This is a genomic window from Zeaxanthinibacter sp. PT1 (assembly GCF_028464225.1).
GTDB lineage: Bacteria > Bacteroidota > Bacteroidia > Flavobacteriales > Flavobacteriaceae > Zeaxanthinibacter.
In genome coordinates, this window is the sequence record NZ_JAQPCN010000003.1 from 195,952 (window position 1) to 220,284 (window position 24,333).

Annotated in this window: 22 protein-coding genes and 1 tRNA gene; 10 read left to right on the plus strand and 13 right to left on the minus strand. The window is 42.6% G+C overall.

Going from position 1 to position 24,333, the window contains the following annotated elements; genetic code table 11:
• Positions 1-383: 383 nt before the first annotated feature.
• Positions 384-845: an MgtC/SapB family protein gene (locus tag PP178_RS10320; protein WP_272594263.1), complete on the plus strand. Its 462-nt coding sequence runs from the start codon at positions 384-386 to the stop codon at positions 843-845.
• Between the two features lie 404 nt (positions 846-1,249).
• Here PP178_RS10320 and PP178_RS10325 read toward each other — a convergent pair whose 3' ends face one another.
• Positions 1,250-2,110, minus strand: coding sequence for an acyl-CoA thioesterase (locus tag PP178_RS10325; protein ID WP_272594264.1), 861 nt, complete (start codon positions 2,108-2,110; stop codon positions 1,250-1,252).
• A 71-nt stretch (positions 2,111-2,181) separates the two neighbouring features.
• The gene (locus PP178_RS10330) at positions 2,182-2,610 is read right to left on the minus strand and encodes a PepSY-like domain-containing protein (protein ID WP_272594265.1); all 429 of its coding nucleotides are present in this window, start codon (positions 2,608-2,610) and stop codon (positions 2,182-2,184) included.
• A 277-nt stretch (positions 2,611-2,887) separates the two neighbouring features.
• Between PP178_RS10330 and PP178_RS10335 the strand changes: the two genes are divergently transcribed.
• Positions 2,888-3,400: a pyridoxamine 5'-phosphate oxidase family protein gene (locus PP178_RS10335; protein WP_272594266.1), complete on the plus strand. Its 513-nt coding sequence runs from the start codon at positions 2,888-2,890 to the stop codon at positions 3,398-3,400.
• An 85-nt stretch (positions 3,401-3,485) separates the two neighbouring features.
• Here PP178_RS10335 and galK read toward each other — a convergent pair whose 3' ends face one another.
• Complete coding sequence (galK, locus tag PP178_RS10340; RefSeq protein WP_272594267.1) at positions 3,486-4,664, minus strand: galactokinase; 1,179 nt, start codon at positions 4,662-4,664, stop codon at positions 3,486-3,488.
• Positions 4,665-4,802: 138 nt separating this feature from the next.
• Here galK and PP178_RS10345 point away from each other — a divergent pair, with 138 nt between their 5' ends.
• On the plus strand, positions 4,803-5,960 hold the full coding sequence (locus PP178_RS10345; RefSeq protein WP_272594268.1) for a glycoside hydrolase family 53 protein: 1,158 nt from the start codon (positions 4,803-4,805) through the stop codon (positions 5,958-5,960).
• Positions 5,961-7,036: 1,076 nt separating this feature from the next.
• Here the strand turns inward: PP178_RS10345 and PP178_RS10350 are convergent.
• Positions 7,037-7,510, minus strand: coding sequence for a cupin domain-containing protein (locus tag PP178_RS10350; protein WP_272594269.1), 474 nt, complete (start codon positions 7,508-7,510; stop codon positions 7,037-7,039).
• Between the two features lie 719 nt (positions 7,511-8,229).
• Here PP178_RS10350 and PP178_RS10355 point away from each other — a divergent pair.
• From PP178_RS10355 to PP178_RS10365, 4 genes are all read left to right on the plus strand, one after another.
• Positions 8,230-8,937 (plus strand): LytR/AlgR family response regulator transcription factor, encoded by a 708-nt coding sequence (locus PP178_RS10355; RefSeq protein WP_272594270.1) that lies wholly within the window; start codon positions 8,230-8,232, stop codon positions 8,935-8,937.
• A gap of 498 nt (positions 8,938-9,435) precedes the next feature.
• Positions 9,436-9,606: a DUF6747 family protein gene (locus PP178_RS14740; protein WP_336298535.1), complete on the plus strand. Its 171-nt coding sequence runs from the start codon at positions 9,436-9,438 to the stop codon at positions 9,604-9,606.
• Positions 9,607-10,723: 1,117 nt separating this feature from the next.
• Positions 10,724-13,066: a glycosyltransferase gene (locus PP178_RS10360; RefSeq protein ID WP_272594271.1), complete on the plus strand. Its 2,343-nt coding sequence runs from the start codon at positions 10,724-10,726 to the stop codon at positions 13,064-13,066.
• 1 nt (position 13,067) lies between these two features.
• Positions 13,068-14,078 carry a glycosyltransferase family 4 protein gene (locus PP178_RS10365; protein WP_272594272.1) on the plus strand — a complete coding sequence of 337 codons (1,011 nt, stop codon included), beginning with the start codon at positions 13,068-13,070 and terminating at the stop codon, positions 14,076-14,078.
• A 10-nt stretch (positions 14,079-14,088) separates the two neighbouring features.
• Here PP178_RS10365 and PP178_RS10370 read toward each other — a convergent pair whose 3' ends face one another.
• Both PP178_RS10370 and PP178_RS10375 read right to left on the minus strand, forming a co-directional pair.
• A complete protein-coding gene (locus PP178_RS10370) occupies positions 14,089-15,549 on the minus strand; it encodes a glycoside hydrolase family 130 protein (protein WP_272594273.1) in 1,461 nt (486 codons plus the stop codon).
• Positions 15,550-16,015: 466 nt separating this feature from the next.
• Positions 16,016-16,180 (minus strand): hypothetical protein, encoded by a 165-nt coding sequence (locus PP178_RS10375; RefSeq protein ID WP_272594274.1) that lies wholly within the window; start codon positions 16,178-16,180, stop codon positions 16,016-16,018.
• A 326-nt stretch (positions 16,181-16,506) separates the two neighbouring features.
• Here PP178_RS10375 and PP178_RS10380 point away from each other — a divergent pair, with 326 nt between their 5' ends.
• Entirely contained in the window at positions 16,507-17,898 is a 1,392-nt protein-coding gene (locus PP178_RS10380) for an amidohydrolase family protein (RefSeq protein ID WP_272594275.1), read from the plus strand.
• Positions 17,899-18,400: 502 nt separating this feature from the next.
• Here the strand turns inward: PP178_RS10380 and PP178_RS10385 are convergent.
• Positions 18,401-18,473: transfer RNA gene (locus tag PP178_RS10385), tRNA-Lys, on the minus strand.
• Between the two features lie 141 nt (positions 18,474-18,614).
• Between PP178_RS10385 and PP178_RS10390 the strand changes: the two genes are divergently transcribed.
• Positions 18,615-19,127 carry a shikimate kinase gene (locus PP178_RS10390; protein ID WP_272594276.1) on the plus strand — a complete coding sequence of 171 codons (513 nt, stop codon included), beginning with the start codon at positions 18,615-18,617 and terminating at the stop codon, positions 19,125-19,127.
• Here the strand turns inward: PP178_RS10390 and PP178_RS10395 are convergent.
• Genes PP178_RS10395 through PP178_RS10405 form a run of 3 tightly spaced genes read right to left on the minus strand, consistent with a single transcriptional unit; the run spans position 19,119 to position 20,567 of the window.
• Positions 19,119-19,616 carry a phosphoribosyltransferase family protein gene (locus PP178_RS10395; RefSeq protein ID WP_272594277.1) on the minus strand — a complete coding sequence of 166 codons (498 nt, stop codon included), beginning with the start codon at positions 19,614-19,616 and terminating at the stop codon, positions 19,119-19,121. The two genes, PP178_RS10390 and PP178_RS10395, sit on opposite strands and share 9 nt — an antisense overlap.
• Before the next feature lie 11 nt (positions 19,617-19,627).
• Entirely contained in the window at positions 19,628-20,209 is a 582-nt protein-coding gene (locus PP178_RS10400; protein ID WP_272594278.1) for a methyltransferase domain-containing protein, read from the minus strand.
• Positions 20,196-20,567 carry an RNA-binding S4 domain-containing protein gene (locus PP178_RS10405; RefSeq protein ID WP_272594279.1) on the minus strand — a complete coding sequence of 124 codons (372 nt, stop codon included), beginning with the start codon at positions 20,565-20,567 and terminating at the stop codon, positions 20,196-20,198. The genes PP178_RS10400 and PP178_RS10405 overlap by 14 nt, the downstream gene beginning before the upstream one ends.
• A gap of 77 nt (positions 20,568-20,644) precedes the next feature.
• On the opposite strand from PP178_RS10405, the gene PP178_RS10410 reads away from it, so the two are divergent.
• Entirely contained in the window at positions 20,645-21,637 is a 993-nt protein-coding gene (locus PP178_RS10410) for an FKBP-type peptidyl-prolyl cis-trans isomerase (protein ID WP_272594280.1), read from the plus strand.
• 165 nt (positions 21,638-21,802) lie between these two features.
• Here PP178_RS10410 and PP178_RS10415 read toward each other — a convergent pair whose 3' ends face one another.
• The 3 genes from PP178_RS10415 to PP178_RS10425 are packed head-to-tail and all read right to left on the minus strand — an operon-like array spanning position 21,803 to position 24,264.
• On the minus strand, positions 21,803-22,387 hold the full coding sequence (locus tag PP178_RS10415; RefSeq protein WP_272594281.1) for a porin family protein: 585 nt from the start codon (positions 22,385-22,387) through the stop codon (positions 21,803-21,805).
• A 55-nt stretch (positions 22,388-22,442) separates the two neighbouring features.
• On the minus strand, positions 22,443-23,399 hold the full coding sequence (locus PP178_RS10420; protein WP_272594282.1) for a transketolase family protein: 957 nt from the start codon (positions 23,397-23,399) through the stop codon (positions 22,443-22,445).
• Between the two features lie 19 nt (positions 23,400-23,418).
• Positions 23,419-24,264, minus strand: coding sequence for a transketolase (locus tag PP178_RS10425; RefSeq protein WP_272594283.1), 846 nt, complete (start codon positions 24,262-24,264; stop codon positions 23,419-23,421).
• Positions 24,265-24,333: the final 69 nt, after the last annotated feature.

The following is a 24,333-nucleotide window of genomic DNA, read 5'->3' on the forward strand; positions in this document are numbered from 1 at the left end:
CGAATAGTGAATGCTGTATCATCTGGAATCGTCACTTTAAGTTTCGTGGTGTAGTCAATAATTTTTGAGTCCCTCATTTTTTTAATCCAGCCTCATATATATATTGTTCTGTTTGATCAACGTGTACACGATCATTCTGTGAACCCATGGAGGGATAGTATTCTATACTACTATAATAATCATATAAGCCCTATACTATTGACCCGATTCAGATTATTGTTAATTCTTTACTGAAGTATTACATATACTATTACTTATTGGTTATACTACTCTTATTTCCGATAGAGCACTAAAAGAAATCCGGATGATATTAAATTTATAGAGAAGGTTGAACTGACCATGGCTTCACCTTCTGAGGCGTAATAATGTTAACCTGATTCACTATGAATGAAATATTTGGAACGGGAAATGGGTTGGATCTTGTAGATTTCTGCATACGGATAGCTGCGGCCTTGATGGCGGGAATACTAATGGGATTTGAACGGGAGCTTAAGGGTAAAAGTGCAGGGTTAAAAACCCAAACATTGGTATCTATAGGTTCTGCGGTATTTGTTTTTATTTCCCTGGTTTTTAAAGAAGAACCCAATGTGGATATTACAAGGGTCCTCAGCCAGGTGATTATCGGTATAGGATTTCTAGGTGGTGGAGTTATTCTTCAAAAAGGAGATAAGATAGAGGGTCTTACCACCGCGGCAACGGTTTGGTGCAGCGCTGCTGCAGGTTGCCTGGCAGCAGTGGGAATGTTTGCCGAATTGGGTGTACTGACCTTACTTGTTCTGGTGATTAATGTCATATTTGGTATCATAGATAGGAGAATAGAGTTGCATACAGACGAGGAAGAGTAAGTCAAGCCATCTTTGGAACAGGAATGATACCTGCAAATACAGCAATTTTCGTCATTTGATCAATTTTCAATTTTATAGCACACGATTCTAGTTCATGATCCTATTATATTTGTGGTATCATAAGTAAGTAAAACAGTTCAGACACTGAATTGTTAGTATATAAAAAAGAGAGCGTGGGGACGCTCTCTTTTTCTTTTTAAGAAATACTGTTTATGTGTAAAAAATTTATTGTGCTATTTTTTTCATCAAAAAGAGCATATCTTCGAAATTTTTGTCATACTTTTACTACTCATAAGTAAGTGAACAACAAACCGGATTTCGGTCCGAGTTTGTAAGTACATAAAAAAAGAGAGCGTGGGGACGCTCTCTTTTTCTTTTTAGGACTAGCTGAGTTTTATCCACTTCTAATCCCCGATCCGCATCAGTCCTTCCTGGGTTACTGAAGCAACCAGTACACCGTCTTTTCTAAATATATTTCCTCTTGCAAATCCCCTGGCGTTGGAGGCACTGGGACTGTCCATGGAATACAATAGCCACTCATCTATCCTGAATTCGCGGTGGAACCATATAGAATGATCAAGGCTTGCAAAGAATGATCTTTTGTTTTTCAGTTCCTCACGGTGGGGCAGGGAAGCAGTAAACAACAAATTATAATCCGAAACATAAGCCAGGATCTGCTGTTGCATTGGAAGATCAAGATCCACTTCTTCTTTAGAGCACATCCAAAGATTGCTGTAAGGATCACTGTTACTCATTAGTTTGGTAGTGAGCTTTTCCACCGATCGGAATTCAAATATTTCGGGTAAGGTAAGTTTCAGCCTTTTATAATATTCCGGATTGGTTTCCCGCACTGCTTCTAACTGCTCGGAATTTGAAGATAGCATAGCAGGAAGTAAAACGTTGGGCATGGTAATCTGGTGATCAGCTCCCGGTTCTTTTACCTGGAAAGATGCTGCCATATTAAAGATAGCTTTTCCATTTTGTTTGGCTACCACTCGTCTCGTGGTGAAACTACCACCGTTACGTATGGTATCTACCTCGTATACAATAGGGATTTCCAGGTCACCTCCTAGGATAAAATAAGCATGCATGGAATGAGCGTAGCGATCTGCCGGGACGGTTTGGTAGGCTGCATGAAGAGCCTGGGCCAGTACCTGTCCGCCAAACACCCGGCCCCAGGGAGCCTGGTAGTTTTTGCCTTTAAACACAAAATCGTCCAGGCGCTCTAGGGTCAATAATGCAATGAGAGAATCAATAGTTTGCATGGAACAATGATAGACAAAATTTTACGGTTAGTAAAAGATGCCTTTAACCATAAATACTACGGTCGTGGATATCAATTGATCACCTTTCCATTTTTATCCAGTTCTACATCCTTGTTCTTTCCGCTCCGCTTGAATTCTATATCAAAAAATAGCCCTTTTTGCGGATGCTCAACTTCTTCAATTTCGGTTATCTCAGAACGATCATATTCGTTTTTAATTTTTTCTCTCACAGGTTCCGGAAGATCATCAAAGTCTATAGATCGTTCTGTTTCTATCCAGTTTCCGTCCTTGTCAAAGTCGGCCCGGTAATGTTTACCATCGATCTTGAAACTGGATTCAAAAAAACCATTGGAATCCGTTTCCCAATCGGGGTCATCCTCCCCGGGGTATTTGGCCTGGAATGCTTTTTTAACCGCTTCGGGGACCTGGCCTTTTGCTCGGTCTGCGCAGGCACTTGTCAATAAAAGAATTGCAAATAATAGAGTGAGCTGTGTCTTCATGATAAGGGTTCTTTTTTAGAACTACTAAAAGTATACAGTACTTTAAAGGGAGCGGTTGTGAATAATTCTGATTTTTAACGCATTAAGAATGGACGTAAATCTCTTGATCAGATGAACATACCATGAAAAAATAAGCTGCATGCCCAGGGTGTAAAGGGGTTTGGAACCTCAAATTTAAATGACTCTAGCCGGAAGTTGATGGACGCTGTCAAAAATTTTCGCTATGAGACTCTTATTCATGCTGATAGAAGTGTAATTTTCTGGAAAATATAAAATTATGAGTCAAGAGAATCTATATAACGAAGAAGCGAGGAAAAAATTAAAAGACATGGTCGACGATATAGACTTCGCCATGATGGAAACCGGGCTGGGTCAGCGACCTACTCATATCATTCCAATGAGCACTAAGAAGGTCGATGAGGATGGTAAAATATGGTTCCTAAGCAATGACAATAGTGAACATAATAAGAATATCCATAACGATGGATATTTACAATTGATATACAGCAACCCCAATGAAATGGAATTCCTGACGATCTATGGTACTGCGGAGATCAGTAAAGATCAGAATGTGCTTAATGAGCTATACAGCAAAGCAGATGATACCTGGTTTGACGGGGTAGAGGATCCCAAGCTATCTGCCATTCGGGTAACCCCAAAATCGGCCCATTACTGGGACTCGCAGGCCGGAAAGTTCATCACCTTGTTTAAGATTGGAATGGGCGCTATATCCGGTAACAAACAAGATGTTGGCAGAGAAGGAGATCTTCACCTGAATAGCGAAGTATAAGTTATAAAATCCTGCCCCTGGGCAGGATTTTTTGTAAGCGGTCCTTTAAACATTATTTTTTGATATTTCCGGATTCCATGGATGCTTAGATATCTGTCGACTTAAATTCTGATATCGTTATCCCCTGGCTTAGCTTGATTGTAAGAGGGGTAAGTTGTTGCTTCATACTTTTTAGGTAGGCCTCAGAAATTTCCCCGGTAAATTCATTTACATGATTTTCGTGTACCAGGTTGATAGTACATCCGCCAAATCCTCCGCCCATCATCCTGGACCCGGCAATATATGGTTTGTTACTCGCATAGTCGACGAGGAAGTCCAATTCCGGACAGCTCACTTTATACAAATCTCGCAACCCACTATGAGATAGGAACATCAACCTTCCTAATGCTTCAATCCTACCACCTTTTATTTCATCAACGGCTTGGAGTACGCGATTGTTCTCTTCGATCACGAAAAGTGCTTTTGAGTAGAGATCTACTGGCATGGAATCCTGTAAATCCAGTAAGGTGGATTTGGGTACGTCCACTAAATACCTGTAATGATTACCAAAGTCGTTTATGATCTCCAGGGCTTTTTCGCATGCATTTCGTCGGCTATTGTACTCACTGTCTGCCAGCTTATGAGAAACATTTGTATTTAGCAGGACTAGGGTGTAGGGCTTAAAATTAGCCGGAACAAGCTCATAGTTCAAGGTCTGGCAATCCAGGTGTATCAGGGTACTTTTTTTACCTTTCACGACAGCAAACTGATCCATGACCCCGCATTGGGTGCCAGCATAATCATGTTCCGCTTTTTGGGCCATCAGTATAATTTTTTTGTCCGTAAGACCAAGTTTGTAAAGCGAATTCAAGCCCTTCCCTGTACCGCACAAGAGTGCTGCAGAGGAACTCAAACCGGCACCTGCCGGCAGTTCGCCTCGTATCAGGCAATCAAAACCATTTAGGGTGGTCGATGATTTAATTTTTAGCTGTGCGGTAATCCCGATGATATAATTTCTCCATGCATTGTCAACCGGATTCAAATCGTCCAGACAGAATTCAAAGTAATGATCGTATCGCTCCGAGTATACCCGGCATTGAGCGGTATCATTTCGACGGAAAACAAGTTCCAGTTGCTGATCGATAGCAGCCGGGAGCACATGACCACCGTTATAATCTATATGTTCCCCGATGAGGTTGATACGGCCGGGTGCATATACAACGAGGTCCCCGGGTTCAGGAGAGGGGAAAAAATCGGGAATTGGCTTATTTGACCTTGGTTTCATTGCTGAGATTTCAAGAATAACAAATATATTTAATGTGATCAGTATCATTTAGAGCTGTGAAGGTACAGCTTGGCAATTTGTGCAATGTCTTATATATGCTTACCGTAAACATTACCAATCTAGAAATAAACAGTAACAATGTTCAAATTAATCTGGTCTTTCTCCTTAGGTGTGCTACTGATTGCCTGTTCTTCCGAATCAGGCAAAAATACCGGAGCCTCTGTTGGTTCTTCAGAACCTGAATTAGGAGGGGAAAAGGAGGCTTTCTATTACGGGGCCGATCTTTCATACGTAAATGAAATGCAGGATTGCGGGGCAACTTATTACAACAAGGAGGGAAAGGCTATGGATCCTTACCAAATTTTTGCCCAGGCCGGAACCAACCTGGTACGATTTAGGTTATGGCACGATCCATCCTGGGGTGAATACTCGGGTTTTGAAGATGTGCGAAGATCGATCAGCAGGGCTAAAGCACAGGGGCTTCCTGTGCTGCTTGATTTCCACTACTCGGATACCTGGGCAGACCCGGAAAGACAGTTGGTCCCCAAGGCCTGGAAAGCAGAGGTGAATAATACAGCAGTATTAGGAGATTCCGTCTATCAATATACATATAAAACCCTTTTAAAGTTAGGAGACATGGGGCTTCTTCCCGATATGGTACAAGTGGGCAATGAAACCAATGTCATGATCCTGCAAGATGATATGAAAGAAGGACCAATAAACTGGACACGCAATGCTTTCCTATTCAATAAGGGCATTGAGGCCGTAAGGGACATCAGTCTAAAATACGAAAAGGAAGTAGGCATAATGCTTCATATCGCTCAGCCTGAAAACGCAATCAGATGGTTTAAAGATGCTGTGGCCAATGGAATAACGGACTTTGACTGGATCGGGATCTCTTATTATCCCCTTTGGTCTGAATATCCCCTGGAAGAATTGGGGGGTGCTTTGAGCAGTTTGAAGGAAACCTATCAAAAAAGGATTATGATAGTGGAGACGGCCTATCCCTATACTATGGCTAATGCAGATGCAGCGAATAACATTTTGGGAGAAGAAGCATTACTTCCCGGGTATCCTGCCACGCCCAAAGGGCAATATGATTACCTCAAACGTTTGGCCAGGATCATTAAAGCTGCCGATGGAGGCGGGCTGGTATATTGGGAGCCTGCCTGGGTGACTACCAATTGCCGGACACAATGGGGACAAGGATCACATTGGGATAATGCCACCCTATTTGACCAGCGAGGCAAGGCACACCTTGGAATGCAATTTTATGCAGAAGCAAAAAATGATTAATTCGATGATGGTCGGTTTGCATTGACCAATATGGATTTTCCAACTTCAGACTGATGAGGTATATGTTTAGATGGATAAAAATTACTAAGACTTCAATCTGATCTTATTTCATATGTAGTTTTTTTCATCTCTATTATATGCAATCCATGGGGGCTATTAGCTCTACCCCGGGTTCAAGTTAACCAGACTCACTGTAAAAAACTTGCATGTAGCAAAAAGTAGTGGGGTTCTCCGAACCCCGCCCCGGTTAGAAGTTATTCGTACTCCCTGCAGGAAACAAGCAGGGAATTCATGCAGGATTTAGGAGGGGGACCGGTTGTCCCTCCCCGTTTCCTAGTTAACCGTTTAGACTGCAAGAAACCTGCAGTGGATATAAAAAAGTCGGACTCCCCCCGCTGCTGGAATAAGAGATATCTGCCTGCCAGGAATAACAGGCATGGCCATATTAGCGGTGAGAGCAGGGGTAACAAGTAGTCCTTCCCCGTTTCAAAGTTAAACAGTCACACTGCAAAAAACATGCAAATAGCAAAAAGTCATGCGGTTCTCCGAACCCCGCCCCTGGTAGAAGTTATTCGTACTCCCTGCAGGAAACAAGTAGGGAATTTATGCAGGGTTAAGTGGGGGGCCGGTTGTCCCTCCCCGTTTCCAATTTAACCGTTTACACTGCAAGAAACCTACAGTGGATATCAAAAAGTCGGGTTTAACCCGCTGCGGGAATAAGAGATAACTGGCTGCCAGGAATAGCAGGTATTGCCATATTAGCGGTGAGAGCAGGGGTAACAAGTAGTCCCTTCCCGTTTCAAAGTTAACCGGATTCACTGCAAAAAACATGCAATAAGCAAAGAGCGATGGGGTTCTCCGAACCCCGCCCCTGGTAGAAGTTATTCGTACTCCCTGCAGGAAACAAGCACGGAATTCATACTTGATTAGGAAGGAGTTCTCTGAACCCCGCCCGGTGAAGGGGCCTGCTGCATAAAGATTACAGAAAGACAAGAGTCAAATTCAGTTCTATATCCCTACACGGATAAATACTTTAACCCAGAGAAGTGAAATTTAAATTTGGACTATTGCATTATCTATTCTTTTTGCGCAACTGGCACGGCATCAAAGGGCTCCACCATCGCCACGAAAAGCACACAGGGACCATTGTCCAGGCATTTTGCCCTATGGGGTTTTCCAGCAGGGCCATAAGCATAGCTGCCCGCTTTCATGACTACCGCGTCCTCACCTTCGTACTGAACTTCCAAATCGCCTGAAATTAAGATCATGCGCTCCTGAGAATTATGAGTGTGATTGATCACTTCGGTATTAGGATCGATTTTAAAAAAGAAATCCAGGTTCGGGGATTTCAGATCTCCATGTAAAATGGTAAATGTGCAACCCGGAAAGAAGTCAGGCGCAGCTAACCAATTAAGGTCTTTTCCATCTGCGGCGGTGGTAAAAGAATTCTCTTCGTGACTAGTTTCGTTTTCTTGGCCAAATAGGGTTGTGGCAAATAATAAGATTGTGCATAAGACCATAGATGCACCTATTTTCCTCAGAGTTTTCATGGCAGTAAATTTAGTTGATTAGTATTGCTTAAGTTACACATAAAAACTTGATTTATAGACTCTTAATAATTAATTATGTCTATGATCTACGTGTCCTAATTTGTTGTGCGGTCTGGTCTGAAATTCCAGGAAAATAAAATGGGGTGATAAAAGGGTAGTACGCTGCTGTATGTTCACTATGAATGTTCATGGATAAAGTTTTATCAGATTATCAAGGAATACTGGTAGTAATAGATTAATTGCCGTGCAGAATTGTAGGAGGACAATCCATTTAAAGGATAGTATCATCTATTTTTCTTAGAACAACCATTGTGGCATCTCTAGCTTAACATAAGCTGCAGTTTTCACTATTTTCCTTATCAATATAACCCACTTAAATATGGATCCAGTTTAAATACAGAATACACACATATAGCCTTATGTAAGAAAATATTGAAAAGTTTATTTTCTATAATATAATTTTTAATGTAATTTCTTACACAAGTATGAAGTTCCCTACGTGCTCTGTCTATATGTATGATTAGTCTGGGCATATGTAAAACAGGATTAAGCCCTTAATCTTCCCTCGAAAATAACCATCATACTGGCGATGATCATTATCCTTGGATGGTGGTCTCTGATATACAATTTTAGCATTTAAGCCTCCATTAAGCTTAGAATGCATATATGGAGTAACTGGTTCAGGAAAGTCTTTTCGAACTCAAAACCGAAATTCGAGGATGAAATGTATAATTATTGACGACGAGGAAATGGCGAGGACAATGACAGGTATACTCGCAGGAAATAATCCCAGGATTGATCTTAAAGCCAGTTTTTCTTCTGCCTTAGAGGGCATTAAATATTTAAATGAACACCACATCGACCTGGTATTTCTTGACATCCATATGCCTCAATTTAACGGTATTGATTTCATTCGTACGGTTAAGGACTCTCCCTTGATCATCCTGACTACCTCCGATAGCGATTATGCACTGCAAGCCTTTGAATACCCCAATATCATCGATTATCTCCTGAAGCCTATAAACCAAGATAGGTTTGACAAAGGGGTGGAAAAAGCCTTTTTGCGTGCAGCACATTCACCTCCTACCTTTGACAGCCCGGTTCCCGACGAGACTTCGGAAGATTTGTATATCAACATAAACCATAGACTTGTTAAAATTGATATTCCCACCATTACCGTGATCAAGGCCCATGGTGATTACATCATACTGAAAACGGACAAAGAATGTTATACCGTACATACTACGCTTAAAAAACTGGAAGAAAAACTTCCGGCAGACACCTTTCTTAAAGTCCATCGTTCTTTTGTGATCAACACTAAAAAAATTATTGATTTTGAAGATAACAGTCTGTTGGTAGGCAAAGAGGTAATACCCGTGAGTCGTTCCAACAGGGCAGAACTAATTAAGCGGATGAACCTACTTTAGTAATATCTGTTGCTAACGAGATAGAATAAATTGCAGCTGTTTGACAATCTTAAAGGATTTATCACATCCGTCTGCAGCTTGGTGGCAGGGGAATTGTATAAAGATATATATAGAGTTTATTTTGCCTTCTAACAATCAGTTAGCCAGTCGTTTAGTGACCTGATTCCTGCGATTTTCTGAGAATTTACCATTCATCGTAAATATTTGCCCATTCATCGACACTTTTTCGTAATCGACCGAAAATCAGAACACTACTAATGTATTTCATCATAATTTTACAGCTCTATTAAACCCCAAATATTAATAGTCATGAAAAAAGCAATTTTTATTTCACCACTTGTCGCTTACCTGGTGGCTCTGGTTTCCAGTAGCATCTATCTACTGTACACCATTCAAAGCGGAGGAGTGACAGTAATCAGTTTTATCTAATATATATACAGGAATCAATATAACTTGCTTTCGCTTATAAATAATATATAACCCCAAATCAATACTACTATGAATACTTTACATTTAGTCAGAGAAATTTATACAGAAGGATTTAAAAATTTAGGCAGCCAACTAACCAAGAATTATTTTAAGATATTTGCCTGGTTCTCATTCGCCATGTATGGAGTTGTCATGTATGCCTTTATATTTAGGATATCAACGGGTTTTGCTTTTGATTGAAAACCATAACAGATATATACTATTCAAAATTTCATAAGGTGGGTTAATCCGGAAAAGTGGATGTAAAAAACTAAACTATCATCCCAGGATTACCTTGTAAAGAAGACGGGCTAGACTTATTCTAAAAATTTAGGTTAGCAATTGGGAAAGTGCGAAGTCAGCCCCGTCTCTTTAATTTTATTGCATTGTACAAATGGTTATTCCGTACAAGGGAGACGGGCTCGACTTATTTTAAAAATCTAGGTTAAGCAAATGGGAAAATGCGAAGTCAGCCCCGTCTCTTTAATTTTATTGCATTGTACATATGGTTATTCTGTACAAGGGAGACGGGCTCGACTTATTATAAAAATCTAGGTTAATCACATGGGAAAATGCGAAGTCAGCCCCGTCTCTTTTAATTTTATTGCATTGTACAAATGGTTATTCTGTACCAAGGAGACAGGCAAGACTTATTTTAAAAATTTAGGTTAAGCAATTGGGAAAATGCGTAGTCAGCCCGGTTTCCTTATTTTTCTTTTCAAAACTACACTGATGAACAGGGGCTCTAAACCCCGCCCTGGTTTCAAATTAATCGAATTCACTGCATAAAGCTTGCAGTAATTTTCTTGGGTTACAAGGTTACAAGGTTACAAGGTTACAAAGGGACAAAGGGAGCTGAGCTATAGTTGAAGATACCAAACCCCACGCTCCGAACTGCCAACCCGCCCGAACGTGCCGTTCGGTACGGGCGGGCCGCCAACCAGTCCAAACCTCATTCTTTTAACGGTCTGATACGCTTATGTATTCAATTTTCTGTTCTCTTTAAGCATACCGCATGAATATTTTTAGGAGGATAGAAAATGCTCTAAAAACTCTCTGTTCGGGTTCAATTTTTGACGGATTGGATACCGTCATTAGAAGTTATCATCCCAACTTAGTAAATCCGTAAATGTCACTCTTCCAGTAAATAGGGTAGGGGTATTTAAGGAACAGAACTTAACCGAAAGGTAGACCGGGACCCCTATAATAGTGGATTAAATTATTTGTCCATCCTACCTATAATCTTATTACAGTCTCATTAACTGCCTTGAAACACTTGGGTTCACGGGTCTGCATGAGTCTTAAAAAAAATGGCGACATGAAAAAAAATTCCCAATTCATATCAGGTACATCGACCCTGAGAAAACGATTTCAGGGTTCAGCAAAACAAAAGGTATCTACTCTGTCCAAATCTTTTAAAAAAACACAGCAAACAGGAATATTACTGATATCCACATTTCCTCCAAGGGAGTGTGGGATTGCTACCTATGCACAGGACCTTATGACATCTTTGGAGAAGACGTTCGGAACTTCACTCAATATTTCCATTTGCCCTTTAGAGGGCTCTAACGACAATCATAGCTACCCAGTGCCGGTTAAATATTCACTATGTACGGATTGTGAAACCTCTTTTAAATCTATTGCCCGGCAGATTAATCTGGATCCGGGAATAGACCTGGTGCTGCTGCAACATGAGTTCGGGCTTTTCAGAAATAAGGAAGAAGTTTTCCAGGAATTTCTCGAACGAATCCAAAAACCGGTGATCCTGGCGTTTCATACAGTGATACCTTCACCGGAGGAAGCTCTTCGGAACCAGGTTAAAGAACTCGCCCAAGCAGCCACCGCCATCACGGTGATGACCAAGGCCTCCAAACTATTATTGGTAGAGCATTATGGGATTGAAGTTGATAAGATCCAGGTAATTGCACATGGTACCCATTTAATCCTACATGCTGACCGGGAAGAATTAAAAGAGAAATATGGACTCAGAGGCAGGAAGGTCTTATCAACATTCGGACTGCTGGGACCGGGCAAAAGCATCGAGACCACGCTTGCTGCCTTGCCGGCGATTATCGCACAACACCCTGAAACCTTGTTCCTTATCCTGGGAAAGACCCATCCCGTACTTCAGCGATCTGATGGGGAGTCCTATCGTAATTTTTTAGAGAACAAAATACAGGAGCTGGGTATTACCGGGCATACCCGTTTTGTGAACCGGTTTTTACCCCTGGATGAATTGCTGGAATATCTGCAGCTTTCCGATGTCTATTTATTTACTTCAAAAGACCCCAACCAGGCAGTCAGCGGCACTTTTTCCTATGCACTGGGTTGTGGTTGTCCTATAATTTCGACACCCATCCCACATGCAAGGGAAGTACTCGAAAATGATAGGGGAGAATTCGTAGATTTCAATAATTCAGAGCAACTAGGCGAAGCGGTGATCAGGTTATTAGACGATCCTGGCTTAAGACACTCTAGGAGTCAGCGAGGTTTGCATACGACCACAGCGACAGCATGGGAAAATTCGGCTATTGCGCACGGGCTACTATTTGAGAAAATTGACCCTAAGCAAATAAGCTTATCCTTTCAAAAACCTCCCATCAACCTGGATCATTTAAAAAGACTGACCACTGATTTCGGGATTATTCAGTTTGCAGAACTCAACAAACCAGATCCCAGTTCAGGTTATACCCTGGATGATAATGCAAGGGCATTGATGGTATGCTGCCGGTATTACACCCAAACCCGTGATCGAGCCATCTTGCCGTATATAGAGCGTTATTTCAACTTTGTATCCTTTTGCCAAAGTCCTGATGGTACTTTTTCTAATTATGTTGATATACACAGGGCTTTTACCCCACAAAACAACGAGGTAAACCTGGAAGACTCTAATGGAAGAGCCATTTGGGCACTGGGTAATTTTCTTTACCATAGCGAGTGTTTGCCTGACGGTATGGGTGGTCTGAAACGGCGAGCACTCCAGATGATGCACGATTTTTTACCCAATATTGCTGCAATAGGATCCCCACGTGCGATAGCATTTATCATAAAAGGACTTTATTACCTGGAATTGACCAAACCCACAATTCCCAATACAGATCTTATTGATCTACTGACAGAGAAATTGATAGCCCTGTACGATGGTGAATCAGAGGAGGGTTGGAATTGGTTTGAACCGTACCTGACCTATGCCAATAGCACCCTGCCCGATGCCATTCTTTGTGCTTACCTGGTGACCGGAAAAGAAAATTTCGCTAACACCGCAAGGGAGTCCTTTGATTTTCTCTGGTCCAAGATTTTCCGTGGCTCTCACCTGCAAGTGATCTCGAACAGGAACTGGTTACAAAAAAGTGATAAGGAGGAAAGGGAAAATGGTGGGGAACAGCCTATAGACGTCGCTTATACTATCCTGGCCTTGGAAAAATTTGATACGGTTTGGCCCGGTACGGGCTATGGGAAAAAGAAAGAGGCGGCATTTAGTTGGTTCCTTGGAAACAATCAACTTCACCAGGTGATTTATAACCCCAGGACCGGAGGGTGTTATGATGGTTTAGAATCGAAGAATGTCAATTTAAACCAGGGCGCAGAATCAACCCTCAGTTACTTGCTTGCACGCCTTTTGTTTAATGGGAATGAAACGGGGAGTGACTCTGAGGAATAAAATGAAAGTTGCTATTTTATCTCCGATCGCCTGGAGGACTCCTCCCAGGCAATATGGCCCCTGGGAGCAAGTGGCATCTGTTTTAACGGAGGGCCTGCACCAAATGGGAGTAGATGTCACTCTATTTGCCACGGCAGACTCTGTTACCGCAGCCCGCTTATCCGCTGTTTGTCCTGCTCCATATGCAGAACAGCCAGGCATGGACCCAAAGGTTTGGGAATGTCTTCATATCAGTAATATAATGGAGTGTGCCGGGGATTTCGATCTTATTCATAACCACTTCGATTTTCTCCCCCTGACTTACAGCAAGCTGATAAGAACTCCTATGCTCACCACAATTCACGGCTTCTCTTCAGAAAAGATCGTCCCCGTCTATCAGAAATATAACGACCATACTCACTACGTCTCTATTTCCGATGCCGATCGTCATGCATCCCTGACTTACGAAAGAACCATATACCACGGTCTGGATCCAGGCGACTTTCCTTTTTGTGTTCACAAAAAGGATTACCTTCTGTACTTTGGTAGAATTCACCCAGACAAAGGTACGCACGAGGCTATAGCTATCGCCAGGAAAGCAGGTATGCCATTGCTTATTGCCGGGCTTGTTCAGGATGAGGCATACTACCACTCCAAAGTACTGCCTTATTTGGATGATCACCAAAGCATTTACCTTGGGAACGTCGGTCCGGAGCAAAGAGCCAAATTACTGGGTGAGGCTAACGCACTGCTACATCCAATTTCTTTTGAAGAACCCTTCGGGCTAAGTGTGGCAGAAGCGCTCATGTGTGGTACTCCGGTAGTTGCTTATCACCGCGGAAGTATGGCGGAATTAATCAGGCATGGGAAAACCGGCTTCCTCGTATTTGACCAAGAAGGAGCTGTCGAAGCGATTAAAAACCTCCATCATATTTCTCCTATTCATTGCCGCGAGGATGCTATGCATCGTTTTGGGATAGAAACTATGATCAAGGCGTATATGGAGACCTACAAGGCTATCTTATCCCGTTAATTAAGCTCGCTCAACGTTTTAAAGCGGAAAGCAGGTCGGACATCTCTACGGTAACATATGAAGAAGAATAATCCGATACCGCATATGGTAGAATAAGCGTTTTGTTATGGATTAATGCGCCACAAGAGTATACTACATTAGGTACATAGCCTTCTCTTTCATTTTCGAGAGGGGTAAGCAATGGCTCCTGTAACCGCCCGATCTCTATTGTAGGATCTTCCAGATCAAATAAAGATGCGCCGATACAGTATCGCCTCATCGGTCCCACTCCATGTGTAATTACCAACCAACCTTCCGGGGTCCATAATGGTGGCCCGCAATTTCCTATCTGGGTAAATTCCCATGGGAACCTGGGCTCCTGGATCTTTACAGGGTCGTTCCAAAGTGTGATCCTGTCCGAGTACATTAAAAAATTATTTACTCCATCAATTCGAGCTAGCATGGCATACTTCCCTTTGATCTTCTGCGGAAAGAGGGCGAAATTTTTATTTTGAGCAGCTTTGCCATGAATGGGCATCACCCGGAAGGAATAGAAATCCGTAGTCTCAATGAGTTTTGGAAGGATGGTATGACCGTTATAGGCTGTATAGGTTGCATAAACTTTTGTACTGCCATCTTCTTCCTCGAACCGAACAAAACGCGCATCTTCAATCCCCTGGCTCTCCGATGGGGAGATGGGGAATAACACCCGTTCAGAAATATCCGAATCCATGTGGAACTCTACGTCGTAATAGGAATCAACCAACCAGGTTATTTCTTCCAACGCCATCCGTTTTTCCGCACTAATCGTATCATCTTTCAACACATGGTTAACACTTTCCTTTAAATGATGATATTCAAACTTTTCCGGGAGCTTCTCCATGATCAGAGAGGAGTACTGCTCTGAAATTTTCATTTCCCGGAGTTTCTGAATAAAACGGGATTTGTCGTAAGATTTTTTCTGCCCTATGCTGGGCATATCAATATGTCTTCTGACCTTATCTAGTCTAAGGTTATTATTTTTATCCAGTATACCACGTCTGAATACGATAGAGGACAAATGTCCTTCCCCGGTGGCACGTAAAGAAAGGATTACTCTTTTTTCTCCTCCTGCAAGGAAGGACTGGTCTGTATCTTCTACTATGGAGGGGTTAAAAAGAGCGGCAGATTCTATGGAGTATTCCATGGTAGAATACGACCCTATCAGCATTTTTTGTTTTAAGGACAATTTGTTTTCATCCACGCCCATTTGCGCTAAAATTCCCGTCAGTTGAGAATAATGTTTCAGGAATATTTCCGAAATGTTGCGGTGCCTTCCCGCAAACTCCCTCAGAGTATGTTCCATTTCCATGTTAAGGGCGCGATCATCCAGTTCAAGTACCCTATTCACCAAGTTTATAGTCCGCTTCTCACCATTGTTAAAAAACCTGGCTACGACCCGGCTTGAATCTGGCGTAATTTTAAAATCTTTTCTGGTAACAGGTACTCTCATATATGAATTATTGTCTGAACATTCCGGTATTTGTAAAGAATATTATACCGGGTTGAACTATTCTAAGCTATGGAATCCCGGGACTGTACTTGAGCTTGAAAAGAGAATAATTGCGCTTCAAAACAATAAATGTGGTCCTTGGGAAATCAGCAAAGGTGTTGCCCCTTACCCGGACTCGATAGAGCGGTATAGATAATGGGTGTAGTACAGTTTTTAAGGGTTACATCGGTCATGCGATCCGAATTTCTGCTATGGAAAATTGGATGCAAAAGGGCAGCTTTATGAGCTTTTCGTCAGATAGGATTCTTGGTAAAAGTGCAGGGGATAGTTCTTACACGCGTTGAACCCATCCGCCCCCAGGCGACAAAGCAATCTTTCGCTCGAACTGCGAATTTACCTGCTGCCAGCCATCATCAGGTAGATGATCAATGCTTTTTCGTTGGTCGTTCCGAAAGGCTCTCACACTTTATAAGCGATCATTTTCGAGTGAAGAACGGCAGAGAGTATGGAGTTTTACCAATAAGCCCACCACTAGGATCTGACCGATGGTATTCATGCTGAACAGGTCAATGATATAGGTGAAAATAGCCAGGATGGGGATGATCTTGTACCACTTCAGAAACTTTTTCATAATCCACTAATTTACTGTTTAAGTGATTTTGTCCTGACGGTAACTAATTCATTATTAGTGATGTGGGATAAAGCGAGTGTTGTTAATAATGATTATATTCGATGCTAAGGCCGGTTAATTAAAATATAACTCTTACTGAATGGATAAATTTTACCCGATACCAGGTAATCCTATCCGGAGAGTTATTATGTTGCATCTGATCTCGACTTTGTTATGCAGCGAAAGATTAACTGTTAGTGGCCTTTTCTAAATCGAAACTTAAACTATTAGCGAAATATCATGTTTTTTAGGCATTCACTCCCTTCATAACCAAAAATTATAAGCCTATGTTATTACTTACAAGATCGAGAAATAGATTTATATGGATCTTATTTTTAATAGTTTTATCCTGGGAGTGCGTAGCCCAGGAAGATCAAACCTCCATAGCTATTATCAATGCTAGGGTTATTGATGGTAGTGGTGCGCCACCTATAGAAAATGCTACCATAATAATTAGCAACGATGAGGTCACGTGTTTAGGGACATGTGAAATTCCAGAAAAGGTGAAGATCATTAATGCTGCATCCAAATTTATCATTCCCGCTTTAATTGACCTTCATGTTCATTACTCCATGGGAGGTTGGTTGGATAGCTTTCCAATTCCGGGTTTAATTCCCGATGTGAGCGAAAGATATCCTTATGAAGAGGTAGTCAAAAAATTGAAAAACCATCCTGAACGGATTCATCAATCATATTTGTGTTCTGGGGTTACCACTATTTTTGATACGGGAGGATATCCATGGCTGTTTGATGTCAGGAAAACTGCCATGAATTCGATCAAAGCACCTAGGTTTTACACGACAGGGCCTTTACTCTCTTTTGAAAAACAAATTTTACCCCACCCGATTGCCGAGGAAATTGTTTTTAATATTAATGAGGAGGAAGGTTTAGATAAAGGGTTAGCATTTTTAAAGAAGGCGGAACCTGATGGAATAAACATACATAATATCCATAACGCGCCAAATCACCAAGTCCTTCGAGAGCGGATTGAAAAGATTGTCTTTGAATATAAAGATACCTCTACGCGGATTATGGCATTTTCCAAAGGCCTGGAAGAAGCGAAGCTCGCTATAGAGCTTGGGGTGGAAGCCTTGATATACTCGATAGAAGATGAGGTGGTAGACGATGAATTTCTGCAGCTGGCCGTAGAGCACGATATTACATATATTCCCACCCTGGGCGTAGCCGATGCCATAGTTAATGCCCAGGTTGGTCATATATCCGGACCTTTAAAATCTTCCAAATGTCTGGACGTCTCCCTGGAAGAGAAAATTGAATCAACCGAAAAATATTATACCCATGAGATAGAGGTAGGGTCGGGCCGAACCAATATAATTCCTGATCCAAAATTTGCGGCTACCAGAAATGACAACCTTACTAAAATTCAAGAGGCCGGTATCCGCATTGCCTTGGGTTCTAGTGCAGGAGTTCCTTTTTTATTCCATGGTCCGGCTACACATTACGAAATGAAGGAAATGGTGAAAGCAGGGCTCAGTCCCATGCAGGTCATCGTAGCGGCTTCAAAACATGGAGCTCACGTGATCGGGAATGAAAGGCTTGGAGTATTACAAGCAGGGAACCTGGCAGATATGGTTCTATTAAATAAAAACCCATTAGATGATATTGATAATGTGAGGGATATAGAAATGGTAATTTATAAAGGGCAGATAATAAATTAAAGAGTATACAGCTTATCTGCCTCAGCTTGAAGTAAAAAGGAGAAATATGAAACGAACTATAATCTTGTTCACATTGATTATGATTTTTCCTGTAATCCATTTGATTTATCTCCACTTGTCGATGCGGATCAAGAAGAACATTATTCAGGTTGTATTCTAATCGGACCAAGAGAGAAATAGTAGAGTTGATCCTGAACCAGGAAGATTTCTTAATGAATATTCACCCGCAATTATTATAATTTCCGTTTCGGTCTCAAGCAAGCTTGGCCCGGTCCTAAAAACAAAAAACCCGCCTAAAATAGGCGGGTTTTGCTTGCTCTTGTGACTAGGCTGGGGTTAACTTCGCTTCGCTCGTTGGACCCAGCCGTGCCGTACTGCAATTGCAAAACCCGCGCAACCTTTCGGTTGCAGGCTTTTTTGTTTCCCTCTTATGCTCGAGCGAGCTCGGCATGTCCGGAAAACAAAAAACCCGCTCCTTTCGGGCGGGTTTTGCGATTTATCGTGACTTGGCTGGGGCTCGAACCCAGGACCCTCTCCTTAAAAGGGAGATGCTCTACCAACTGAGCTACCAAGTCATTGTTTCAACGCATATCTCTCTGTCAATGCGGCTGCAAATATACTATCTATTCTTAATTTTTCAAGGGCAAATACTGATATTTTTGACATTTCTTTGAAATCCCCTGATTTTGAGGGAAGTTTGTGGAAAAATATTTTTTATGAAGATTGTTTTACTGGGGTATATGGGGAGCGGGAAGTCCACTATCGGCAAGGAGCTTGCCACCCGTTTGGATATCCCTTTTACCGATTTAGATGATTATATTACAGAGAATCTCGGTAGCAGTATCCCGCAGATTTTTCTCGACAAAGGAGAGATCTACTTCAGGAAGCAAGAACATCTTCACTTAAAAAAAATCCTCGAGGGTCCATCGGATGTTGTCATTGCCCTCGGCGGCGGTACGCCTTGCTATTCCAATAATATGAAACTTATACTGGAGAGTACTCCACATGTCTTTTACCTGAGTCTTCCTATTCCTGTACTCAATGAACGACTATTAAGTGAAAAGGCAAAACGGCCACTGATCCGGGATATAAAGGATGAGGAATTACCCGAGTTTATCGGGAAACATCTCTTTGAAAGAAGGAATTACTATATGCAGGCGACCCATACGATCAATGCCGCAGATAAGGATAGGGCAGAGGTGGTATCAGAAATTACGGGCTTACTCTAAAAAAACGGCGTCATTTTTAGACTGGAAATCTACCTTTACATGTTCCTGAAGAGAGGTGGATAGAGATATTCCCTTGTAATCTGCTTTGACCGGGTATTTCTTGTGGTTCCGGTTCACCAGTACCGCTGTCTTTAATTGTTTTAAGGGAGTTTGTAAAAAATGATGTACTCCGTATATCAGCGTGGTTCCTGAATTTAAGACATCATCTACGATTACTACGGAACGGTTGGCGTATTCTTCATTGCTTAGAGAAGTCTTGACACCGCTGCTTAAGGGATCCTTCTTATTCATTTCAACTTTACAGAGTACAATCTCCGCATCAGTGATCTTCTGTAAGACTTTCTGCAGCTTCCTGGCAAATTTGAGCCCGCCTCCCTCGATCCCTGCCAGGATTAGGTAATCTTCATCAACATTGGCTTCGTAGATCTGGTATGCGATCCGTTCAATCTTGTACTGTATCTCTTTGTGGGAGAGGATCCTGTGTTGCATGCTCCGCGGGTTTATTTGGTAAAGATAAAAAACAGTTCATTACCCTGTCTTGGGGCAATAGAATTATAGGCGCGCTCCAGGGTGTCAATCTTGAAAGGTGGTTGAAACAGATCCCGGTACATCTGGGAATTACCCCCATAAGGAGGACCTTTCTCCGTTAAGGGGAAATCAAACAATAAACCACTTAAAATACCACCTTCTTTTAAAAGGTTAAACGTTTTTTCAACGTATTGTGACCTGAGTTTCGGTGGCAGGGAACAAAAGAAGGTCTGTTCCAGGATAAGGTCAAAACCCGATTCCTCCATGTCAAAAAAATCGCCTTCCACCAACTGATCTTTCGGGAAATCGGGATTTTCCCGTAGGATTCTTTGCAGGGGTTCAGCGGCGTAATCAACAGCATAGACGGAGGTGAACCCTAGTTGATGCAAGTAACTGACTTCGTATCCATAGCCGGCCCCGGGAACCAGGATCTTCATTTCCTTGTTTCGAAGGCCATCGATATATTTTTTTAAAGGGGATGAAATATGACCGATATCCCAGCCAAGCCGGTTTTCCCTGTACCGCTGTTCCCAGTATTCTTTATTCAGTTTCATCCAGGTAGTCGTCTATGTCTCTGCGGTCTTTTTTGGTGGGTCGGCCGGTGCCCTTCTTTCGGTAATAGTCCTTGGCATACTTCAATAAATCATCGTGCTTGAATGCATCTTCCGGGGTGGTGTCTTTTCGGTAAATATCGACCAATTTGGCGCCAACCCTGCTCTTGGGAAGATCGAGTACTAACAGTTCATAATTGATCTGGTTCTTGCGGACGATCACCTTATCTCCTGGATATACATCCCTGGATGGTTTTACTACTTGCTCGTTGATCCTGATATGGCCTTTCTTACAGGCCTCGGAGGCCTGGCTCCTGGACTTAAAGTAGCGGGTACTCCAAAGGTAACTGTCTATACGCATAAACCGATTAATTCTTTGTTAATCACTTCTACAAAAATAGGGGAAAATTGTATCTTGCGGCCTTCAAACCAGAATCCATGCAGTTAAATAAAATCGCCTTTTTGGCGCTCGTAGCTATTTCGTTCATCGCTTGTAACAGGGATGATGGTCTCGGAGGGATTAGCATTGCTCCCCGCGACCTGGGAGAAGTGGTGGCAGAAGATGAAGCAGCCATACAGGAGTATTTACAAACGCATTTTTACAATTACGAAGAGTTTAATGCACCCCCGGCAGATTTCGACTACCGGATAAAGATAGATACCATTGCCGGTGAGAACGCTGATAAGATTCCTTTGGCTGACCAGGTGGGTTCTAAAACCATCTCCGTAAGAGCAACGGAATTCAACCTTAATTCTGATGAAGTAGTAGACCATACGCTTTATTACCTGGTGGCTCGGGAAGGGGACAATGGTAATGGCCTGCATCCGACGATCGCCGACTCAACCTTTGTTCAGTACAGGGGATCATTGTTAGACGGGACGGTATTCGATGCCTCGACCAGTACAGCTATATGGTTTGATCTGGCACAGATCCAGGCTCCGGCACAAGGCGCCCGCGGGTTTACCGAAGGAATGCCTTTCCTGCAGACAGGAGGAGCCCCCGTTGTGAATGATGACGGAACATTTACCGTAGAGGATTATGGTGTAGGTTTGATCATCATGCCTTCCGGATTAGGATTCTACAATGTAGCCCAGGGACAAATTCCGGCTTACAGTCCACTCATTTTTGAAGTAGACCTCTTCTCTTTGAACAGGACCGATCACGATGGGGATGGTATACCATCCATAGATGAGGACCTGAATGGGAATGGATTTCTTTATGATGATAATACAGACCAGGAAGCAGAAGATGCTACAGGAACATTCTCAAGACGAGTTAATTTCCTCGATGATGATGATGACCAGGATGGAACTCTCACGCGGGACGAGATCATTATAGACGAAGCGGGTAATATCACTTTCCCTGATACAGATGGCGATGGAACACCGAATTACCTGGATCCTGATGACAGTGCTCCCGTCAATGAATAGACGATATTCAAATCGAGTTATGAGATCAAAAAAACCGGCAATTGAGCCGGTTTTTTTTGGGACTGTAACTGACATTTTGTGCTGTCAGCTGACAGTTGTCAGTACGGTAATATGAAAAAAAACCCGGTAATTTACACCGGGTTTCTTTTCAGCTTTCTTGATTAATTAAAGCGTTAAAGCCAGACTTAGAATCAACTGGTCCGGACGGGTATCAACCCTTTGCTCAATATTAGTGACGTTAGTATTAATAAAAGTAGCTTCGTTCTCACTGAATCCTCTTTCGTATCTTAAGTCTACCCCAAGCTTACCAAAATTCAGTCCTGCACCAATATTAAGTCCTATGGTGAAATCATTCTCCACATCATTAATGGTGATACCGTCAAATTCAGTATCCAGCAAATACTGGAAGGATGGACCGGCAAAGACATTCAGGGGACCAATAACTTTCGCACCCAGCAAAACCGGAAGATCTAATTTGGTCATTTTGAATTTGTCCCCATCGTAGTCGGAGGAGATGCTAGTGTAAACCAGTTCGGGTCTTAAGTAAACACGGTTACCGATTTTACCGAAAACACCGAAATGATAACCGATGTTACGATCAGGATCCTGGGCTGCCGCTTCGGTAGATTCAAAATAGTTACCGTTACCATTATAATTTAAACCGCCTTTAATTCCGAAACCGGAACCAGATTGCGCAAATGTGGCCGCACCGCAAAGGGCAAGAGCCATCGTGATAAGTGTTTTTTTCATAATATGATTCGTTTTATTTAGACACCTTGACAGGTATCAAAAACGATACCACATCTTAGGCCTTCTTTTTAATCACCTCCTTAACGGCTTGTTCTATAGCTTTATTGTTCAACCCGTATTTCTCCATGAGTTGTTCAGGAGTTCCACTCTCGCCAAAAGTATCTTTCGTCGCAACAAAGGATTGTGGCGCAGGGTATTCTGAACTAAGGGTGCGGGCAACACTTTCTCCAAGTCCACCCAGGTAATTATGTTCTTCGGCAGTTACCACGCAACCGGTTTTCTTAACCGATTTTAAAATAGCTTCTGTATCAAGAGGCTTAATGGTGTGGATATTAATGACTTCGGCAGAGATACCTTCTTTCTCAAGGTTTTCTGCAGCCAGGAGGGCTTGCCAAACCAGGTGTCCTGTAGCGATGATAGTCACATCAGAACCTTCGATCAGGTGAACTGCTTTCCCAATAACAAATTCCTGGTCCTCCGGGGTGAAATTAGGTACTACCGGCCTTCCGAATCTCAGGTATACAGGTCCTTCATGTTTTGATATAGCGATGGTTGCCGCTTTGGTTTGGTTATAATCACAGGGATTAATGACAGTCATCCCCGGAAGCATTTTCATCATCCCCAAATCTTCGAGGATTTGGTGGGTTGCCCCATCTTCCCCCAAAGTTAAACCGGCGTGAGAAGCACATATCTTAACATTCTTCCCGGAATAGGCGATAGACTGCCTGATCTGGTCGTAGACTCTTCCGGTGGAAAAGTTTGCGAAGGTTGTAGTGTAGGGAATATATCCCCCTATGGTAAGTCCGGCGGCGATTCCCATCATATTGGCCTCGGCAATACCAACCTGGAAGAAACGTTCCGGGCTTTCTTTGATAAAAGTGTCTATTTTCAATGATCCGACAAGGTCTGCACATAAGGCAACCACTTTAGGGTTGCTCCGTCCTAGTTCAGTCATACCGGCTCCAAAGCCGCTTCGGGTATCTTTACTTCCTTGGTCTGTATATTTTTTCATCGAGTTTTTTTTGGATCGTTTAATAATCACCCAGGGTTTCCGGATTCTGCGCTAGTGCTGTTGCTAATTGCTCGTCATTAGGAGCTTTACCATGCCATGCGTGGGTTCCCATCATAAAGTCCACCCCATGTCCCATTTCGGTATGCATGATGATACAAACCGGTTTGCCTTTCCCGGTTCTCTTCTTGGCCTCTTGTAACGTATCGATCACTGCTTGCAGGTCATTACCGTTTTTCAGCTCTAATACGTCCCATCCAAAGGCGAGGAACTTGGCTTTAAGATCACCCATCGGCATCACGTCTTCCGTAGCCCCGTCGATCTGCTGACCATTGCGGTCTATGGTGGCGATAAGGTTATCTACCTTTTTCCCGGCGGCATACATGATGGCCTCCCAGTTTTGTCCTTCCTGTAATTCTCCGTCCCCATGAAGGCTGAATACCAGGTGTGGATCTTTATTTAGTTTTTTGGCCTGGGCAGCGCCAATGGCTACAGACATTCCCTGTCCCAGGGAACCGGATGCGATTCTAACACCGGGTAATCCCTCATGTGTGGTTGGATGTCCCTGCAGCCTGGAATTGATCAGGCGAAAAGTGTTCAGCTCCTTTATTGGAAAGTAACCCCTGCGTGCCAGTACACTGTAATAGACAGGTGAAATATGCCCATTAGACAGGAAGAACAAGTCTTCTCCAACTCCATCCATGTCAAAGCCATCTTTCAGTTCCATCACCTCGTTGTACAAGGCGACAAAAAATTCGGTGCAGCCCAAAGAGCCTCCCGGGTGGCCTGAGTTAACATTATGTACCATGCGAACGATATCGCGTCTTACCTGTACGATAAGATCCTGTAAGTCTTGTGATTTCGGCATTGTTGACGTATTAGTGACCCTCAAATGTAAGGGCTATCTTTTGGTTGTACAACAGTAGCCATATTATTT

What these genes read in the sequence shown, in the direction of transcription:
- PP178_RS10320 (WP_272594263.1), top strand. Translation starts at nt 384, where the DNA reads ATGAATGAAATATTTGGAACGGGAAATGGGTTGGATCTTGTAGATTTC.
- PP178_RS10325 (WP_272594264.1), bottom strand. Translation starts at nt 2,110, where the DNA reads ATGCAAACTATTGATTCTCTCATTGCATTATTGACCCTAGAGCGCCTG.
- PP178_RS10330 (WP_272594265.1), bottom strand. Translation starts at nt 2,610, where the DNA reads ATGAAGACACAGCTCACTCTATTATTTGCAATTCTTTTATTGACAAGT.
- PP178_RS10335 (WP_272594266.1), top strand. Translation starts at nt 2,888, where the DNA reads ATGAGTCAAGAGAATCTATATAACGAAGAAGCGAGGAAAAAATTAAAA.
- galK (WP_272594267.1), bottom strand. Translation starts at nt 4,664, where the DNA reads ATGAAACCAAGGTCAAATAAGCCAATTCCCGATTTTTTCCCCTCTCCT.
- PP178_RS10345 (WP_272594268.1), top strand. Translation starts at nt 4,803, where the DNA reads ATGTTCAAATTAATCTGGTCTTTCTCCTTAGGTGTGCTACTGATTGCC.
- PP178_RS10350 (WP_272594269.1), bottom strand. Translation starts at nt 7,510, where the DNA reads ATGAAAACTCTGAGGAAAATAGGTGCATCTATGGTCTTATGCACAATC.
- PP178_RS10355 (WP_272594270.1), top strand. Translation starts at nt 8,230, where the DNA reads ATGAAATGTATAATTATTGACGACGAGGAAATGGCGAGGACAATGACA.
- PP178_RS14740 (WP_336298535.1), top strand. Translation starts at nt 9,436, where the DNA reads ATGAATACTTTACATTTAGTCAGAGAAATTTATACAGAAGGATTTAAA.
- PP178_RS10360 (WP_272594271.1), top strand. Translation starts at nt 10,724, where the DNA reads ATGAAAAAAAATTCCCAATTCATATCAGGTACATCGACCCTGAGAAAA.
- PP178_RS10365 (WP_272594272.1), top strand. Translation starts at nt 13,068, where the DNA reads ATGAAAGTTGCTATTTTATCTCCGATCGCCTGGAGGACTCCTCCCAGG.
- PP178_RS10370 (WP_272594273.1), bottom strand. Translation starts at nt 15,549, where the DNA reads ATGAGAGTACCTGTTACCAGAAAAGATTTTAAAATTACGCCAGATTCA.
- PP178_RS10375 (WP_272594274.1), bottom strand. Translation starts at nt 16,180, where the DNA reads ATGAAAAAGTTTCTGAAGTGGTACAAGATCATCCCCATCCTGGCTATT.
- PP178_RS10380 (WP_272594275.1), top strand. Translation starts at nt 16,507, where the DNA reads ATGTTATTACTTACAAGATCGAGAAATAGATTTATATGGATCTTATTT.
- PP178_RS10390 (WP_272594276.1), top strand. Translation starts at nt 18,615, where the DNA reads ATGAAGATTGTTTTACTGGGGTATATGGGGAGCGGGAAGTCCACTATC.
- PP178_RS10395 (WP_272594277.1), bottom strand. Translation starts at nt 19,616, where the DNA reads ATGCAACACAGGATCCTCTCCCACAAAGAGATACAGTACAAGATTGAA.
- PP178_RS10400 (WP_272594278.1), bottom strand. Translation starts at nt 20,209, where the DNA reads ATGAAACTGAATAAAGAATACTGGGAACAGCGGTACAGGGAAAACCGG.
- PP178_RS10405 (WP_272594279.1), bottom strand. Translation starts at nt 20,567, where the DNA reads ATGCGTATAGACAGTTACCTTTGGAGTACCCGCTACTTTAAGTCCAGG.
- PP178_RS10410 (WP_272594280.1), top strand. Translation starts at nt 20,645, where the DNA reads ATGCAGTTAAATAAAATCGCCTTTTTGGCGCTCGTAGCTATTTCGTTC.
- PP178_RS10415 (WP_272594281.1), bottom strand. Translation starts at nt 22,387, where the DNA reads ATGAAAAAAACACTTATCACGATGGCTCTTGCCCTTTGCGGTGCGGCC.
- PP178_RS10420 (WP_272594282.1), bottom strand. Translation starts at nt 23,399, where the DNA reads ATGAAAAAATATACAGACCAAGGAAGTAAAGATACCCGAAGCGGCTTT.
- PP178_RS10425 (WP_272594283.1), bottom strand. Translation starts at nt 24,264, where the DNA reads ATGCCGAAATCACAAGACTTACAGGATCTTATCGTACAGGTAAGACGC.